This is a genomic window from Paraburkholderia susongensis, from assembly GCF_900177725.1.
GTDB lineage: Bacteria > Pseudomonadota > Gammaproteobacteria > Burkholderiales > Burkholderiaceae > Paraburkholderia > Paraburkholderia susongensis.
This window is the reverse complement of sequence record NZ_FXAT01000003.1, coordinates 62,255-78,184: the sequence shown is the minus strand read 5'-3', so window position 1 is coordinate 78,184 and position 15,930 is coordinate 62,255. Positions and strand designations below refer to the sequence as shown.

At 63.3% G+C, this 15,930-nt stretch carries 16 protein-coding genes, 1 tRNA gene and 1 pseudogene; 7 read left to right on the top strand and 11 right to left on the bottom strand.

Translation table 11 applies throughout. The annotated features are described in order from the left end of the window. Positions 1 to 32 precede the first annotated feature (32 nt). The 3 genes from B9Z01_RS09465 to rpoH form a co-directional block, all read right to left on the bottom strand. Positions 33 to 1,628 (bottom strand): cytochrome ubiquinol oxidase subunit I, encoded by a 1,596-nt coding sequence (locus B9Z01_RS09465; RefSeq protein WP_085482257.1) that lies wholly within the window; start codon positions 1,626 to 1,628, stop codon positions 33 to 35. Then, a complete protein-coding gene (gene cydP, locus B9Z01_RS09460) occupies positions 1,618 to 1,878 on the bottom strand; it encodes a cytochrome oxidase putative small subunit CydP (RefSeq protein ID WP_085482255.1) in 261 nt (86 codons plus the stop codon). Before cydP ends, B9Z01_RS09465 begins: the two co-directional genes overlap by 11 nt. Before the next feature lie 384 nt (positions 1,879 to 2,262). Continuing rightward, positions 2,263 to 3,198 carry an RNA polymerase sigma factor RpoH gene (gene rpoH / locus B9Z01_RS09455; RefSeq protein ID WP_085482253.1) on the bottom strand — a complete coding sequence of 312 codons (936 nt, stop codon included), beginning with the start codon at positions 3,196 to 3,198 and terminating at the stop codon, positions 2,263 to 2,265. Positions 3,199 to 3,561: 363 nt separating this feature from the next. On the opposite strand from rpoH, the gene B9Z01_RS09450 reads away from it, so the two are divergent. Continuing rightward, complete coding sequence (locus B9Z01_RS09450; RefSeq protein ID WP_085482252.1) at positions 3,562 to 4,125, top strand: acyloxyacyl hydrolase; 564 nt, start codon at positions 3,562 to 3,564, stop codon at positions 4,123 to 4,125. 43 nt (positions 4,126 to 4,168) lie between these two features. Next, positions 4,169 to 4,552 (top strand): nuclear transport factor 2 family protein, encoded by a 384-nt coding sequence (locus B9Z01_RS09445; protein ID WP_085482250.1) that lies wholly within the window; start codon positions 4,169 to 4,171, stop codon positions 4,550 to 4,552. Between the two features lie 343 nt (positions 4,553 to 4,895). On the opposite strand, the pseudogene B9Z01_RS09440 reads toward B9Z01_RS09445, so the two are convergent. Together B9Z01_RS09440 and ybiB are read right to left on the bottom strand one after the other, a co-directional pair. After that, positions 4,896 to 5,883 (bottom strand): annotated as a pseudogene (locus B9Z01_RS09440) (2-isopropylmalate synthase); the annotation flags it as partial. Positions 5,884 to 6,361: 478 nt separating this feature from the next. Then, complete coding sequence (gene ybiB / locus B9Z01_RS09435; protein ID WP_085482246.1) at positions 6,362 to 7,339, bottom strand: DNA-binding protein YbiB; 978 nt, start codon at positions 7,337 to 7,339, stop codon at positions 6,362 to 6,364. A 200-nt stretch (positions 7,340 to 7,539) separates the two neighbouring features. Here ybiB and B9Z01_RS09430 point away from each other — a divergent pair, with 200 nt between their 5' ends. After that, positions 7,540 to 8,238, top strand: coding sequence for a fumarylacetoacetate hydrolase family protein (locus B9Z01_RS09430; RefSeq protein ID WP_085482244.1), 699 nt, complete (start codon positions 7,540 to 7,542; stop codon positions 8,236 to 8,238). Positions 8,239 to 8,272: 34 nt separating this feature from the next. Continuing rightward, positions 8,273 to 8,917 (top strand): maleylacetoacetate isomerase, encoded by a 645-nt coding sequence (gene maiA / locus B9Z01_RS09425; RefSeq protein WP_085482242.1) that lies wholly within the window; start codon positions 8,273 to 8,275, stop codon positions 8,915 to 8,917. Between the two features lie 124 nt (positions 8,918 to 9,041). Here maiA and ftsY read toward each other — a convergent pair whose 3' ends face one another. Next, on the bottom strand, positions 9,042 to 10,178 hold the full coding sequence (gene ftsY / locus B9Z01_RS09420) for a signal recognition particle-docking protein FtsY (protein WP_085483469.1): 1,137 nt from the start codon (positions 10,176 to 10,178) through the stop codon (positions 9,042 to 9,044). A 244-nt stretch (positions 10,179 to 10,422) separates the two neighbouring features. On the opposite strand from ftsY, the gene rsmD reads away from it, so the two are divergent. From rsmD to B9Z01_RS09405, 3 genes are all read left to right on the top strand, one after another. Continuing rightward, the gene (gene rsmD, locus B9Z01_RS09415; protein ID WP_085482240.1) at positions 10,423 to 11,037 is read left to right on the top strand and encodes a 16S rRNA (guanine(966)-N(2))-methyltransferase RsmD; all 615 of its coding nucleotides are present in this window, start codon (positions 10,423 to 10,425) and stop codon (positions 11,035 to 11,037) included. A 108-nt stretch (positions 11,038 to 11,145) separates the two neighbouring features. Further along, on the top strand, positions 11,146 to 11,661 hold the full coding sequence (gene coaD, locus B9Z01_RS09410; RefSeq protein WP_085482238.1) for a pantetheine-phosphate adenylyltransferase: 516 nt from the start codon (positions 11,146 to 11,148) through the stop codon (positions 11,659 to 11,661). 63 nt (positions 11,662 to 11,724) lie between these two features. Then, positions 11,725 to 11,982 carry a YfhL family 4Fe-4S dicluster ferredoxin gene (locus B9Z01_RS09405; protein ID WP_085482236.1) on the top strand — a complete coding sequence of 86 codons (258 nt, stop codon included), beginning with the start codon at positions 11,725 to 11,727 and terminating at the stop codon, positions 11,980 to 11,982. Between the two features lie 146 nt (positions 11,983 to 12,128). On the opposite strand, the gene hisC is transcribed toward B9Z01_RS09405, so the two are convergent. The 5 genes from hisC to B9Z01_RS09380 all read right to left on the bottom strand — a co-directional run bounded on the left by hisC (position 12,129) and on the right by B9Z01_RS09380 (position 15,920). Continuing rightward, entirely contained in the window at positions 12,129 to 13,208 is a 1,080-nt protein-coding gene (gene hisC / locus B9Z01_RS09400; RefSeq protein WP_085482234.1) for a histidinol-phosphate transaminase, read from the bottom strand. Positions 13,209 to 13,287: 79 nt separating this feature from the next. Then, complete coding sequence (gene pth, locus B9Z01_RS09395) at positions 13,288 to 13,893, bottom strand: aminoacyl-tRNA hydrolase (protein ID WP_085482232.1); 606 nt, start codon at positions 13,891 to 13,893, stop codon at positions 13,288 to 13,290. Between the two features lie 150 nt (positions 13,894 to 14,043). Then, positions 14,044 to 14,661, bottom strand: a complete 618-nt coding sequence (locus B9Z01_RS09390; RefSeq protein WP_085482231.1) for a 50S ribosomal protein L25/general stress protein Ctc — start codon at positions 14,659 to 14,661, stop codon at positions 14,044 to 14,046. Between the two features lie 161 nt (positions 14,662 to 14,822). Next, positions 14,823 to 15,779 (bottom strand): ribose-phosphate pyrophosphokinase, encoded by a 957-nt coding sequence (locus tag B9Z01_RS09385; RefSeq protein ID WP_085482229.1) that lies wholly within the window; start codon positions 15,777 to 15,779, stop codon positions 14,823 to 14,825. A gap of 64 nt (positions 15,780 to 15,843) precedes the next feature. Then, a tRNA-Gln gene (locus B9Z01_RS09380) sits at positions 15,844 to 15,920 on the bottom strand. Positions 15,921 to 15,930: the final 10 nt, after the last annotated feature.

Genomic DNA, 15,930 nt, shown 5'->3' with positions numbered 1-15,930 from the left:
TGTCGATTCCTCTCGAGCGGTGTGGCGGCGCGTCACGCGGCCGTATTCGGCGACAGCGGCGGGTTCACCGCCTGCGCGATTTCATGGTGATAGCGGCCCGTGTGCAGCGACGAAGGGCCAAGCCGCGCGTACTTGAACATCAGCATGATCTCGATGATGAACAGCACCGTGTAGAACAGCACGAAGCCGCCGATGCTCAGGTACAGATCGCGAGGCGTCAGGCTCGACGCGGCGAGATTGGTCGGCAGGATGCCGGCGATGCTCCACGGCTGGCGGCCCATTTCCGCGACGATCCAGCCGAGTTCGGCAGCCAGCCACGGCAATGGAATCGCCCACACGGCCCAGCGCAGGAACCAGCGGCGCTTCTCGAGCAGCAGCGTGCGCTGCGCGCAGAACCAGAACGCGAGCACGAAGGTCGCGAGGAACAGCAGGCCGAGGCCGACCATCATGCGGAAAGAGAAGAACAGCGGCAGCACTGGCGGAACCGTGCTCTTCGCTGCTTCGGCGATCTGCTCCGGCGTCGCGTCGGTCACGTTCGGCGTGAACTGCTTGAGCAGCAGGGCGTAGCCGAGATCGTCCTTGTGCGCTTCGAAGGTGGCGCGGGCTTCGTCCGTCGTGTCGCCGCTCTTGAGCTTTTGCAGCGCGGCGAAAGCCAACATGCCGTTCTTGATGCGGCCTTCGTTTTCCGTAATCAGATCGCGCAGACCGACCACGGGCTCATCGAGCGAACGCGTGGCGATGATGCCGAGCGCGTACGGTATCCGGATCGCGTAGTCGGTGCGCTGCTCCTGCTGGTTCGGAATACCGAAGATCGTGAACGGCGCCGGAGCGGGCATGGTTTCCCATTCGGATTCGATCGCGGCGAGCTTTACTTGCTGGACTTCGCCGGTGCGGTAGCCCGATTCGTCGCCGAGCACGATCACGCACAGCGTCGACGCGAGGCCGAAACCGGCGGCGATCGCGAACGAGCGCAGCGCGAACTCGGTGTCGCGGCGCTTGAGCAGATACCACGACGACACGCCGAGCACGAACATCGCCGCGGTCACGTAGCCGGCCGACACCGTGTGCACGAATTTCACCTGTGCGACCGGGTTGAAGATCACCGAGAAGATGCTGTCGAGTTCCATGCGCATCGTCTGGTAGTTGAACGTCGCGCCGACCGGATTGTTCATCCAGCCGTTGGCGACGAGAATCCACAGCGCCGACAGGTTCGAGCCGAGCGCGACGCAGAACGTGACGATCAGATGCTGCACTTTCGAGAGCCGGTTCCAGCCGAAGAAGAACAGGCCGACGAAGGTCGATTCGAGGAAGAACGCCATCAGCCCTTCGACGGCGAGCGGCACGCCGAAAATATCGCCGACGTAATGCGAGTAGTACGCCCAGTTGGTGCCGAACTGGAACTCGAGCGTGAGACCGGTCGCGACGCCCATCGCAAAGTTGATGCCGAAGAGCTTGCCCCAGAACTGTGTCATGTCCTTGTAGATCTGCTTGCCGGTCATCACGTAGACGGACTCCATGATGACGAGCAGCCACGTGAGGCCGAGCGTGAGCGGCACGAACAGAAAGTGATAGAGCGCCGTGATGGCGAACTGGAGGCGCGACAGTTCTACGACTTCGCTAACGGGCATGTTGATCACCTCGAGACGGATGCTGGACAGGCACCGACAGCAGGGCCTGCGCGACTTGCTCAGGCGGCAGCGTCATGTGCTGCGCCTGTGGATGATTGAAGAACGTGTACTTGAGCGCCATCAGCAGGACGAGTTTGATGGCAAGGATGATGGCGATATCACGTGCCAGTGTTGGACCGCGTACCCACCTGGTGAACCGGTTGCGCCAGCGCGTCCGGAGTGTGCTGTTGCGATTGAGGGCTAGGGTCATGTTCGGTCGAAGACGACTTCACGCCGGGGAGTCCGGCTGGATCCAGGCCGCCCGGGCTGTCGGACGAACTGGCGAATGCATGCCGATTTTAGGAGTAGAACCTTGCGCGCCTGGGTTTGCGCCGTGCGGCATTGAGTCGCGAAATTCGCCGCTTCCGAGCAGTATTGCTATCTGACTTGCGATACGTCAAGAAAGGTATGGCGGCCAGCCGATATTTTCGGCCGCGTGCGGACAGGCGCGAATGCGCCGCCGCGGGGATAAAAAAGCCCCGCCGTCTTGCGAGGGCGGGGCTTGATTCACGAACGGATTGTTGTGGGATTGTTGCGCGATCGTTGCGATGTGCCGGCTGCTCCACGAGCCGCAGACGGCAGCTTCGCGGGCTCTTTACGCGTATTCGGTCAGAGCGCCGCGCATCTTCTTCATCGCGCTGGCTTCGATCTGGCGGATACGTTCGGCCGACACGCCGAATTCGTCAGCCAGCTCGTGCAGCGTCGAGCCGCCCGAGCCGTCATCCTCCACCTTCAGCCAGCGCGCTTCGATGATGCGGCGGCTGCGCGGATCGAGCGCCTCCAGCGCGGTGGCGATGCCGTCGCTTTGCAGCCGGTCGCGCTGACGCGACGCCAGCACGGCGGTCGGCTCGCTGTGCGAGTCGGCCAGATAGGCGATCGGCGCATACGACTCTTCGCCATCTTCGACCTGGCCTTCGAGCGCGATATCGCCGCCCGACAGACGCGTTTCCATTTCCGCGACTTCTTCGCGCTTCACGTTCAGCTCTTTCGCGAGACCGTCGATCTCGTCCGGCGTGAACGCGCCCAGGCCCTGCTTGTGGCTGCGCAGGTTAAAGAACAGCTTGCGCTGCGCCTTGGTGGTGGCGACCTTCACCATCCGCCAGTTGCGCAGGATGTATTCGTGAATCTCAGCCTTGATCCAGTGCATGGCGTACGACACGAGGCGCACGTTCTGCTCCGGGTCGAAGCGCTTGACGGCTTTCATGAGACCGATGTTGCCTTCCTGGATCAGGTCGGCGTGCGGCAGCCCATAACCCAGGTAGTTGCGCGCGATCGACACGACGAGGCGCAGGTGCGACAGTACGAGACGGCGCGCCGACTCGAGGTTGTCGTGCTCGCGAAATTCGGTGGCGAACTGGCGCTCTTCTGCCGGCGTCAGCATCGGAATCCGGTTAACGGCCTGGATGTAGGCATCGATATTGCCCAGTTGGCCGGGCAGCAGCGAGGAATGCGAGAGCGCCAGTGCACCTGCCGGAGCGGCCTTAGCCGACGACGGGCTCAAAGTACTCGGAAGGGTCATTGCATGGCTCACGTGTGAAACTCCTTTGGAATCAGACAATAGCGTACTCAGTGATGGACTCCAGCGATGGATGTTAGCACTCTGATCTATTGAGTGCTAATACTTAGAGCCCGTAGGGGCATCCAGGTTCCCTAAACCCTATTGAAATTCGCCATTTGATAGCCATGGGATGACGTATTTTACCGGTGCACCGGAGGCTGTAGGAGTTACCGGGAGGGTGTCTTTGGTTCTTATAATTGACTGATATTTTCCGATTCTGACGTGAGTAATTGCGAATTCAGGCAATTATTCATACGATCCGCACTACTAGGTTTGTATCTAGAATAAGTAGGACAGCTGCGCGTCATCGTTAATGCTCGTAAGTACGGGTGCCAGATGAAAAACAAAAACACAATTTTGCGTGGACTTACTCTAAACGGCTTGCTGGCCAGCCTGCTGATGGGAGCGGCGGCCGCGGCTCCCGCCGACCAGTTCGGCATCCAGGTCGCCGCCGGCCTCGGCGACCATCACGTGAAAAAGTTCGATCTGGGCGTGGCGTGGGACCCGAACTGGACCTGGTGGCAGATCGGCGACTGGCATTTCGCGCTGATCGGCGAGGCGCACGTTGCGTGGTGGCACACCAACGAAGGAAACGTTCACGGCGATATCGGCGAAATCGGCGTGACGCCGGTGATTCGCTTCATCAAGGCTTCGGGTCTGGTGCGCCCGTTCGTCGAGGTGGGCGCCGGCATCCGGCTGCTGACGAGCCCGACTATTTCTTCCGACTTCTCGCTCGGCACCGCGTTCCAGTTCGCCGACATGGCGGGCGTCGGCGTGCAGTTCGGCGAGCATCAGCAATATCTCGCGGGCTATCGTTTCCAGCATATTTCCAACGGCGGTATCAAAGAGCCGAATCCTGGTATAAATTTCAGCCAGCTATATTTGCAATATAACTTCTGACGACCGTGCCGCCATCGGCCCACGGTGTGCGGGGGGCTCTGCAATGGCGGCAAAGATGATCGAAGCGATTCGCGGGCTCGAGCGGGAGCGCTTTCGCGCGATGGTCGACGGCGACGGCCAGTCGCTCGACACGCTGCTCGCGGACAACGTGAGCTATGTCCACACGAACGGCAAGCGCGAGACGAAGCGGCAGTTCATCGACGGGATTCTCGGAGGGCGCCGCCGTTATCGGCAGATCGAGGTGCAGTCGCAGGACGTGCTGCCGGCCGGGCGGGAAACCTACGTCGTCACGGGCCGCGCGCTGATCGAGATGGAAGCGAATAACGGTGCGCTGCTTTTTCCGATTGCCTACACGGCGATTCACACGCAGGAAGACGGGCAGTGGCGCCTGATCGCCTGGCAGGCGACGCGTTGCGCGCTCGAGTGAGGGTTTTTCTTGCGCGGCGCTCGTAACGTTCGTATTGAGTGTCGTGTGTCGCGAGCCCGCAGGTCTTGCGGGCGCGCGTCCAGTTCACGCCGGACTCGTGTCGGCTTCACGTCGAGTCCGTGCTCGCGCGCGGCACGCGCCTCGTGAGCGCGTCGGCGGCGGCAGCAGAAAGCGGGATATACGTTCTGCCGCCATGGGTTCACTTCACTGCAAACTCAGGTTCAGGGTCGGGCTCAATTTCAGGCTCAGGCAATCGCGTATTCGTTAGCTTCGTCACGCTCGGCCGCGCCGCCCTTGCCGGCATCGACAACGTCCGAGCTCGCCGCCTCGGCGATTCGCATCGCCACGTCGCCCGCATACGGATGCCGCACCGGCACCGGAATCCGCGTGCAGTGCTCCACCACGCGCCTCACCGCCGCGAGATCCGAAAAATCAAGACCGCTGTCGATCCCCTGCGCGTCGAGATTCATCGCGAGCGTGACGAGATCGACATTGCCCGTGCGCTCCCCGTTGCCGAACAGGCAGCCTTCGACGCGGTCCGCACCCGCGAGCAGCGCCAGTTCCGCCGCGGCTATTGCGGTGCCGCGATCGTTGTGCGGATGCACCGACAGCACGATGCTGTCGCGATAACCGAGATTGCGGTGCATCCATTCGATCTGGTCGGCGAACACGTTCGGCGTGGCCGCTTCGACGCTCGCGGGCAGATTGACGATCATCCTGTGATCGCGCGTGGGCCGCCACGTCTGCGCGACGGCGTCGCACACCTCGCGGGCGAACGGCAACTCGGCCATGTTGAAGGTTTCGGGCGAGTACTGGAAAGTCCAGCGCGTGCCGGGCCGCGCCTGCGCGTGTTCCTTGATGAGGCGCGTGCCTTCGACGGCCAGCGCCTTGATTTCATTCTTCGACTGATTGAACACGATGCGCCGGAACGACGGGCAGATCGCGTTGTACAGATGCACGATGGCGCGCGGCACGCCTTCGAGCGCCTCGAACGTGCGCGCGATCAGTTCCGCGCGCGACGGCACGAAGACCTCGATCGTCACGTCGTCGGGAATGCGATGCTCGTCGATCAGCTTGCGCACGAAATCGAAATCGTTTTGCGACGCCGACGGAAAGCCGACTTCGATCTCCTTGAAGCCGATCGCGACCAGCATCTCGAAGAATTCGAGCTTCTGCGCGGCGTTCATCGGCTCGATCAGCGCTTGATTGCCGTCGCGCAGGTCGGTGCTCATCCAGACCGGCGCCGCGTCGATCGTGCGGCCCGGCCATTTGCGGCCGGTCAGCCGCACGGCGGGGAAGGGGCGGTATTTTTCAGCGGGATTGCGCAACATGGTGATGTGCCTCATTCGTGTTGTCGTAAGCGAGGGGATGTGGCGTCGAGCGGTTGGCCGGCTGCCACGCATGCACGGTTTGTCCGCCGATGGCCGGCGGCGGCGACGAACGGGCGTGAACGCAACGGCGTCATGACGACGAAAGCGAACAAAAAAGCGAACGCTGATGCTGCCCATGCAACGTGCATTTGATCCTCTCGCTTCGTCCGCGCGGTAAACGGACGAATGCAAACGACGACTGGTTGTGGAGAACTACGACTGGGGGTGAAACAGAACTGCGGGAACTGCGGGAGGACCGCCGTGAGCAACCGGAGCTGCCCGCGCGCGGCGCTACGCGTGACTTACGCCAGGCGTAGCGATAGGGGCCGCGCTAGGCGGCCGGAGATAATTCGGAGGGTGTTCGGAAGGGAACGCATGGGGGCAAATGTATGACGTTGCGCGGCGGCCTGTCAACCTGCGGCGGCCGCGCGCCGCACGATCAGCTTGCCGTTTTCGCGATATCGACGATCAGTTCGACCTGCCGTTCGATCGCGCTCGGCACCGGCGCTTCACCGCGCAGCACGGCGTCGATCCACGCGGCGGTGGTGGCTGCGTCACGCGCTTCGGGTAACTCGACTTCGGGAGCCTCGGGCGATGAGCGCTCGTGCGGCAGACGCGTTTCGCACACGCCGTCATGCAGCCAGTCGACCTGCACCTGGCGCCGCGTGTCCGCGACCGCCTCGCCTTCGGTGCCGCGCGCGAGCAGTGCGCCGCCGGCGGCCGCGTCCGGATGCGAGTTGAACAGTTGTGTGAGGCTGTCGCGATACGGCGGATGCGTGTAGTTCACGAGACGCAGTCCCGCGGGCGCGAACGGCTGCAGGATTTTCACGAGCGTGTGCGTCGAATTGCGCACGCCCATGCGCCGGCGCAGCGTGAGCAGACGCGCGAGCTTCGGCGCGAGCACGTCGATCGACGCGAACGCGAGGCGGCGCTCGGCGAGGCCGTCTTCGATCTGCGCGTGCGATTGTGCGTGCGGAATCCGCAGATGCGTGAAGATTTCCGCGCTCGTCACGCGGCCCGGATCTTCGGTGACGCCATGCACGAGCACCGGCACGCCCTCGCGCGCGAGCAGCAGCGCGAGCAGCGGCACGAGATTCGGCTGCTTGCGCGCGCCGTTGTACGACGGAATCGACACAGGTCGGTGCGCGCCATGCGGCAACTGAACCGGATCGAATGACGCATGCGCGGCGGCCAGCATCGCGGCGAGTTCGTCGGCGGTTTCGCCTTTCACGCGATACGCGAGCAGCACCGCGCCGAGTTCGAGTTCGGCCACGCGGCCGTCCAGCATCGCGGCGTAAAGCGAGCGGGTGTCGTCGGCGCTCAGCGCGCGGGCGCCGTTCGGGCCGCGGCCGATTTCCTTGATGAAACGGGCGCAGGAGAAGGGGGGGGCGGTAGCGGTGTCGGTGGAGTCGGTCATCGGGCGCAAGGGGGCGGGCGGCGTGGCGTACCGCGCGGGAGCGGGTCGTCACGTCATTCAAAGGATGCTATTCGGTATGAGTATCGCATCTATGCCGGCTGCCCGCCTCACGCGCACCGGCCCGTGCCGCGCGTTACACTCGATGCTTATCGCCGCGTCGGCGGCGCCAATCGGAAGCCAATCGGAAAACGGAGAACCGGATGAGTTACGTATTTGCACCCGCACCGCAGGTCGCGGTGCCGGTCGTGGGGGCGAGCGAACAGTTCGCGGTGCGGCGCATCTACTGCGTGGGGCGCAACTACGAGGCGCACGCGCGCGAGATGGGACATGATCCGGACCGCGAGCCGCCGTTCTTCTTCACGAAACCGGCCGACGCCGTCGTGTACGTCGCGCCGGGCGCCACCGGCGAATTTCCGTATCCGTCGCAGACGAAGAACGTGCATTTCGAAATGGAAATGGTCGCGGCGATCGGCAAGGGCGGCAAGAACATCCCCGCCGAAAGCGCGCTCGACCACGTGTACGGTTACGCGCTCGGCCTCGACATGACGCGCCGTGACCTGCAGGGCGAAGCGAAGAAGATGGGCCGTCCGTGGGATACCGCGAAGGGCTTCGATCATTCGGCGCCCCTCGGCCCGATCCATCCGGCTTCGAAGGTCGGCCATATCGGCAAGGGTGCGATCTGGCTGACAGTGAACGGCGAGGACAGGCAGCGCTCGGACGTGTCGCAACTGATCTGGTCGGTCGGCGAAACGGTGGCGTATCTGTCGACGCTGTTCGAGCTGCAACCGGGCGACCTGATTTTCACCGGCACGCCCGAAGGCGTCGGCGCGGTGGTGCAGGGCGATCTGATGAAGGGCGGCGTGGACGGACTCGGCGAGTTCAGCGTGCGCGTCGTCTGACGGCCTGAAGACCAGGTTGGAGGAGGCAGACAACATGAAGCTCTACAGCTATTTCCGCAGCTCGGCGTCGTATCGCGTACGCATTGCGCTGAACGTGAAGAACCTGCCGTACGACTACGTGCCCGTGCACCTCGTGCGCGACGGCGGCGAGCAACTGAAACCCGAATATCGCAAGATCAATGCGGACTGTATCGTGCCGACGCTCGTCGCCGGCAACGACGTGATGCCGCAGTCGCTTGCGATCATCGAGTATCTGGAGGAGACGCATCCCGAGCCGCCGCTGTTGCCGAAGGCGCCGGTCGATCGCGCGTATGTGCGCTCGGTGGCGCTGCAGGTTGCGTGCGAGATTCATCCGCTGAACAATCTGCGCGTGCTGCGGTATCTGAAGCACACGCTATGTGTCGACGACGATGCGAAAGACGCCTGGTACCGGCACTGGATCGACGCGGGCTTCGCGACGCTGGAGACCCACCTCGCGGGCGACGCGCGCACCGGCAAGCTGTGCTTCGGCGACACCCCGACGCTCGCCGACGCCTGTCTGATCCCGCAGGTGTTCAATGCGCAGCGCTTCAAGGTCGACACGGCGAAGTTTCCGACGATCCAGCGCATCTACGATTACGCGATGCAGATCGACGCATTTGCACGCGCTGCACCGGGTGTGCAGCCCGACGCGGAGTGACGCAACGGCTGGCGCGTGACAGCGGCGTGAAATGACGAAAGGGCACTCCGTGGAGTGCCCTTTCTATTGGGGGGCCGAGCCTCAACGCCCGTCGAGCGCCGGCTGAACGCCGATCAGGCGCTCGTCAAACGTCGAGCAGCGCGTCCGAAAATTCCTCGGCGCTGAATGGCTGAAGGTCCTCGACCTTTTCGCCGACGCCGATGAAATACACCGGAATCGGCCTTTGCCGTGCGATCGCGGCAAGGATGCCACCCTTCGCGGTGCCGTCGAGCTTGGTGACGATCAGGCCGGTGAGGCCGAGCGCGTCGTCGAATGCCTTGACCTGCGTGAGCGCGTTCTGGCCGGTGTTCGCGTCGATCACGAGCAGCACCTCGTGCGGCGCGCCGTCCTGCGCCTTGCCGATCACGCGCTTCACCTTGCGCAATTCTTCCATCAGGTGCAGTTGCGTGGGCAGACGGCCAGCCGTGTCGGCCATCATCACGTCGATCTTGCGCGCTCGCGCGGCGCCGACCGCGTCGAAGATCACCGCGGCGGGGTCGCCGCTTTCCTGCGCCACCACGGTCACGTTGTTGCGCTGGCCCCAGACCGCCAGCTGCTCGCGCGCGGCGGCGCGGAACGTGTCGCCGGCGGCCAGCAGCACCGACTGGTCGAAGCTCTGCAGATGCTTGGCGAGCTTGCCGATGCTCGTGGTCTTGCCCGCGCCGTTGACGCCGGCAATCATCATGACGAGCGGCTGCGCGCGGCCGAGCATGAGCGATTTTTCGAGCGGCTTGAGCAACTCGACGAGCAGCGTGCGCAGCGCCGTCTTGACCTGCTGCGGGTCCGTGAGGCGCTCGCTGCGCACTTTTTCGCGCAGCGATTCGAGCAGGAATTCGGTGGCCTCGACGCCCGCGTCCGACATCAGCAGCGCGGTTTCGAGTTCTTCGTAAAGGTCTTCGTCGATCTTCGTGCCGACGAAAATGCCGGTCAGGTTCGAACTCGTTTTCGACAGACCGCTTTTCAGGCGCGTCAGCCACGAGCGCCTCGCGCCCGCGTCCTGCACGGGCGGCGGGACGATTTCGACGGTCTCGACGGTTTCGAATGCGGCGTCAGCCGGCTCCTCGGGCTGCGGTTCGAGGACGATCGCGGCCTGAGAAGCCGGCGCCGCGGCGGGCACCGGGGAGGCGGCTTCGGGCTGTGCGCCGTCTTGCACCGCCTGCGACTCGTCGGCTGCGGTATCGGACTCTTTCGAACCCTTGAATCGTTTGAAAAAGCTGAACATGATCTGGCGTATGGGAGAGCGCGCCGATGCGCGCAGCCGGCACGGGACCGGCGAAGCGGAAGGCAGCGCCGCGATGCGGGAAGCAAGGCGCTGGCAGCCGCACATTTTATCAGGCGTGCCGCGGCGCGTCGTATCGTATCGGCCGATCAGCCGGGCTGGACGCGGGCCGTCCCTGTGGTAACGTGGGCGCTCCGGCCCGCGCGCATCGGCGCTGCGGGCGTTTTCATCACCTAGCCGAAACTGCATGCCTCGTTTAGCACCATCACGCGCCGCTGGCGCTTCGTCCAAAGGCGGCAAGCCGCACGCCATTCGTATCATCGGCGGCGACTGGAAGCGCACGCCGCTGCCCGTGCTCGATCTGGACGGCCTGCGCCCCACGCCCGACCGCGTGCGCGAAACGCTGTTCAACTGGCTCGGCCAGCGTCTGGACGGCCAGCATTGTCTCGATCTGTTCGCCGGCAGCGGCGCGCTCGGCTTCGAGGCCGCCTCGCGCGGCGCGGCGCGCGTGCTGATGGTGGAGCGCAACGCGCGCGCCGCCGGCCAATTGCGCACGAACCAGCAGCGCCTCGCGGCGCGCATGATCGAAATTGCCGAGGCGGACGGCCTGCGTCTTGCCGCGAGTCTCGCGCCCGGCTCGTTCAACGTCGTGTTCCTCGATCCGCCGTTCGACGCCGGTCTGCTGGACAAGGCGCTGGCGCTGGCCGTGCCGCTCGTCAGCGCGAATGGTTTTCTGTACGTGGAAGCGGGCGAGGCGCTCGCCACGGATGGCCGCGAGCCGCTTGCCGGCTGGGAAATCGTGCGGCAGGGCAAGGCGGGCGCTGTCCACTTTCATTTGCTGCAGCGCGAAAATAAGGAATAATGCGCGTTCCAAAAAAGGGCCGGGCGGTTTATCGTCTGCGCGTCCGGTGTCAAATGCGTCGCGTGGACGCTTTGCCGTGCCCTTTTTTCTGAAGAGAGGAGAAGTCTCATGGTAGTCGCCGTGTACCCGGGCACGTTCGACCCGCTGACGCGCGGTCACGAAGACCTCGTTCGGCGCGCGTCGAGTATTTTCGACACGCTGGTGGTGGGCGTTGCCGACAGCCGCAACAAGAAGCCGTTTTTCACGCTGAAGGAGCGCCTTGCGATTGCGCACGAGGTGCTGGGGCACTACCCGAACGTCAAGGTGATGAGCTTCAAGGGGCTGCTAAAGGACTTTGTGCGGACCAATAACGCGCGCGTGATCGTGCGGGGTCTGCGCGCCGTATCGGACTTCGAGTACGAGTTTCAGATGGCGGGCATGAACCGCTATCTGCTGCCCGACGTCGAAACGATGTTCATGACGCCGTCCGACCAATACCAGTTCATTTCGGGCACGATCGTGCGCGAGATCGCGCAACTGGGCGGCGATGTCAGCAAATTCGTTTTCCCATCGGTCGAAAAATGGCTGAAGGAAAAGGTCGCTTCGCTGGATTCGGACGGCAGCGCTCAGGCGGCGCAGCCGTAACCGGCGTAAACTGTCGGTTTGACGGATCAAAGCCGGTTTCGGCCGGCATGAAGTGAGAAAAGCATGGCCTTGATGATTACCGACGAGTGCATCAATTGCGACGTATGCGAGCCGGAGTGCCCGAACGACGCGATTTCGATGGGCCCGGAAATCTATGTGATCGACCCGAAGAAATGCACCGAATGTGTCGGCCATTTCGACGAGCCGCAGTGCATTCAGGTGTGTCCGGTGGAATGCATTCCGCGCGACCCGGAACATCTGGAAACGCGGGAAGGCTTGATGGCGAAGTATCACGCGCTGCAGGCCGCGAAGGGCGCGTGAATTTCGGGGTTGGAGCGTAAAACAAAAAACGGCGAAGGCTCGTGAGGCCTTCGCCGTTTTGCTTTATCGCGGCGCTTCGCCGTTTTTTGCGCGCGTTTCGGGGTTTGCTTTTGTGCCCGTACCTGATGCCGCGGCGGCGCGCAGCGTCACCCGACGTAAGCGCCGAAGATGTCGCGCAGCGCGTCCAGCAGAATGTCGCATTCGGCATCGGTGCCGATCGAAATCCGTAGATGCTGGCCGATACGCGGCGCCTTGAAATGGCGCACGAAAATTTCCTTTTCCCTGAGCCGCAACGCGAGCGTCGCCGCGTCGTAGCCTTCATGGCGCGCGAACAGCAGATTCGCGGCCGACGGCACGACCTCGAAGCCAAGCGCGGTCAGTTCGGCCGCCAGGCGCTCGCGGCTCGCGATGACCTTCGCGCGGCAGTCGCGAAACCAGGCGTCGTCCTGGTAAGCGGCGGTTGCGGCTGCCTGCGCGAGCCGGTCGAGCGGGTAGGAATTGAAGCTGTCTTTTACGCGGTTGAGCGCGTCGATCAGTGCCGGATTGCCGAACGCGAAGCCCACGCGCATGCCGGCGAGCGAACGCGATTTCGACACGGTCTGCACGACGAGCAGATTCGGATAGCGATCGATTAACGCAATCGCCGATTCGGCGCCGAAATCCACATAGGCCTCGTCGATGACGACGACCGAATCGGGATGGCTCGCCACGAGGCGCTCGATGTCCGCGAGCGGCAGCGGCCGGCCGGTCGGCGCGTTCGGGTTCGGGAACAGAATGCCGCCGTTGGGCACCGCGTAATCGTCGACGCTGATTGCGAAGCTCTCGTCGAGCGCGATCGTGCGGTAATCGACTTCGAACAGCTTCGCGTAGGTCGGATAGAAGCTGTACGTGACGTCCGGGAACAGCAGCGGCCTGTCGTGCTTGAGCAGCGCCTGGAACGTGAGCGCGAGTACTTCGTCCGAGCCGTTGCCCGCAAACACCTGCTCGGCGCGGATGCCGTGATACGCCGCGACCGTTTCGCGCAGCTTGCGCGCGGTCGGATCGGGGTAGCGGCGCAGCGCTTCGGCCGTATCGCCGAGTTCCTGCCGGATCGCCTCGAGCACGCGTGGCGACGGCGGGTACGGGTTCTCGTTGGTGTTCAGCTTCACCGGATGCGCGAGCGCGGGCTGTTCGCCCGGCACATACGGCGTCAGGCGGTGAACGATGTCACTCCAGTAGCGGCTCAAGCGACTCTCCTCGCGATGTCGATTGCAATGGCGATAGGCTGATCGCGCTGTGGCGCGGTACGTTGGGCGGCAGCGCCGGTCAGCCGTTATTGCGATGGAGTTGCATCATCGCGCGCTCCAGTTCGCCCTTGATGACCTGCGGCATCACCGCGAGCGCGCGTTCAATCGACGCGTCGATCACGTCCTGCTCTTCGCGCCGCGGCGGTTTCAGCACGTAATTGGCGACGTCCGGCTTCGCGCCGGCACGCGCGCTTTCGGGAATCAGGTCGCGCGGATGGCCGATGCCGATCCGCAGCCGCCAGTACTGCTGCGACGACAGATGCGCGCTAATGTCCTTCAGTCCATTATGCCCGCCGCTGCCGCCACCGAGCTTCAGCTTGACGCTGCCGGGCGGCATGTCGAGTTCGTCGTGCGCGACCAGAATCTCATCGGGAAGAATCTTGAAGAACTGCGCGACCGCCACGACCGATTGACCGGAGCGGTTCATATATGTTTGCGGCTCCAGCAGATGCACTTCTTCGCCGTGCAGCCGCGCCTTCGCGTAAAAGCCGTGGAAACGCCGCTCGTCGCGCAGCGTCGTGCCGGCCTCGCGCGCGAGTTGATCGACCAGCCAGAAGCCGGCGTTGTGACGCGTCGCGGTGTATTCGGCGCCCGGATTGCCGAGCCCGACGATCAGCTTGATCATGATTGCGTGGATTCACCCGGTCCGACAGTGAAGCACAGCCGGACCAAAAAAAGCCGAAAAAAAACCCGCCAGGGCGAACCTCGGCGGGTCACATCGACCGTTTCATTGAAAACGGTTCGAGAGGATTGCTTGCTTTGAACCGGAAGGCTCTTAAGCAGCCGGCGTTTCGTCGCCTTCAGCAGCAGCTGCGTCTTCAGCGATTGCGCCAGCCGGGATCGTCGCGGCAGCAATGACCGGATTTTCCACTTCGACGTGATTGACGAGCGCGACACCTGCCGGCAGCGCGATGTCCTTCGCGTGAACCGATTGACCTGCTTCGATCTTCGCGAGGTCGACTTCGATGAACTCCGGCAGTGCCGACGGCAGGCACTCGATTTCCAGTTCATTGAGGATGTGCGAGATCACCGCGCTCGACAGCTTCACTGCCGGGTTGGATTCCTGGTTCATGAAGTGCAGCGGCACCTTGGTGTGCAGCTTCTTCGATGCGTCGACACGCTGGAAGTCCACATGCAGCACGAGCTGACGGAACGGATGGTATTGCACGTCGCGCAGCAGAACCTGTTGCGACTTGCCGCCCACTTCCAGGTCGAGAATCGACGAGTGGAAAACTTCCTTCTTCAGCGCGTGCCAGAGTGCGTTGTGATCGAGTTCGATCAGTTGCGTGTCAGCACCAGCGCCATAAACGATACCCGGGGTCTTGCCCGAGTTACGCAGGCGGCGGCTCGCACCCGTACCTTGCAGGGAACGCTCGAAAGCGACTACTTTCATGTTGAATCTCCAATGTACTGCCCGCGACCAGGCAGTAAAAACAGGGCCTCGAGGCCGTAATGGCTGAGGCCCGCAACGGCGGCACGAACCTTCGTCCGTTCGTGCCGATTGTGCAAAGACGCCGCGCCGCATGAAGCGGTACGCGGCGCCTTCGCAAATACTTAACTTTCAGCGAACAGCGACATCACCGAATCGCCGCGGCGGATGCGCGAGAACGTTTCGGCGAGCAGGCCGGCGCTCGTCAGCGAACGGATCTTCGCGCACGAGCGGGCTTCTTCGCCGAGCGGGATCGTGTCCGTGACCACGAGTTCGTCGAGTGCGGAAGCTGCGATACGCTCGCCTGCACCGCCCGACAGAACCGGGTGGGTGGCGTAAGCGAACACCTGCTTCGCGCCGCGTTCCTTCAGAACCTGTGCTGCCTTGCAGAGCGTGCCTGCGGTGTCGACCATGTCGTCCATGATTACGCAGGTGCGGCCTTCAACTTCACCGATGATGTTCATCACTTCGGCGATGTTCGCCTTCGGGCGGCGCTTGTCGATGATCGCGAGATCGCAATTGAGCTGCTTCGCCAATGCACGGGCGCGCACCACGCCGCCGACGTCCGGCGAAACGACCAGCAGGTCCTCGTAGTTCTGCTTGCGCAGATCACCGAGCAGCACGGGCGTTGCGTAGATGTTGTCGACCGGGATGTCGAAGAAGCCTTGAATCTGGTCGGCGTGCAGATCCATCGTGATGATCCGCTCGACGCCGGCGATTTCCAGCATGTTCGCCACGACCTTCGCCGAGATGGCGACGCGCGCCGAACGCGGGCGGCGATCCTGGCGGGCATAACCGAAGTAGGGGATGGCTGCGGTGATCCGGCCGGCGGATGCGCGCTTGAGCGCATCGACCATGATCATCAGTTCCATCAGATTGTCGTTCGCCGGTGCACACGTGGATTGCAGGACGAAGACATCCTTGCCGCGCACGTTTTCCTGAATCTCGACCTGGATTTCACCGTCCGAGAAACGGCTGACCATTGCTTTGCCGAGGGGAATACCGAGGTTTTTGACGACTTCCTGTGCAAGCGCCGGATTTGCGTTGCCAGTAAAAACCATCAGGCCGTCATGGCTGCTCATCGTGCACCTACTTCAGGCTGGGGGCGAGGGAGAAATGCGAACTACAGCGAACTACAGGAATTTTTGGCAGGGGAGAAAGGATTCGAACCTTTGCATGCCGGAATCAAAATCCGGTGCCTTAACCAGCTTGGCGACTCCCCTACACTAACTT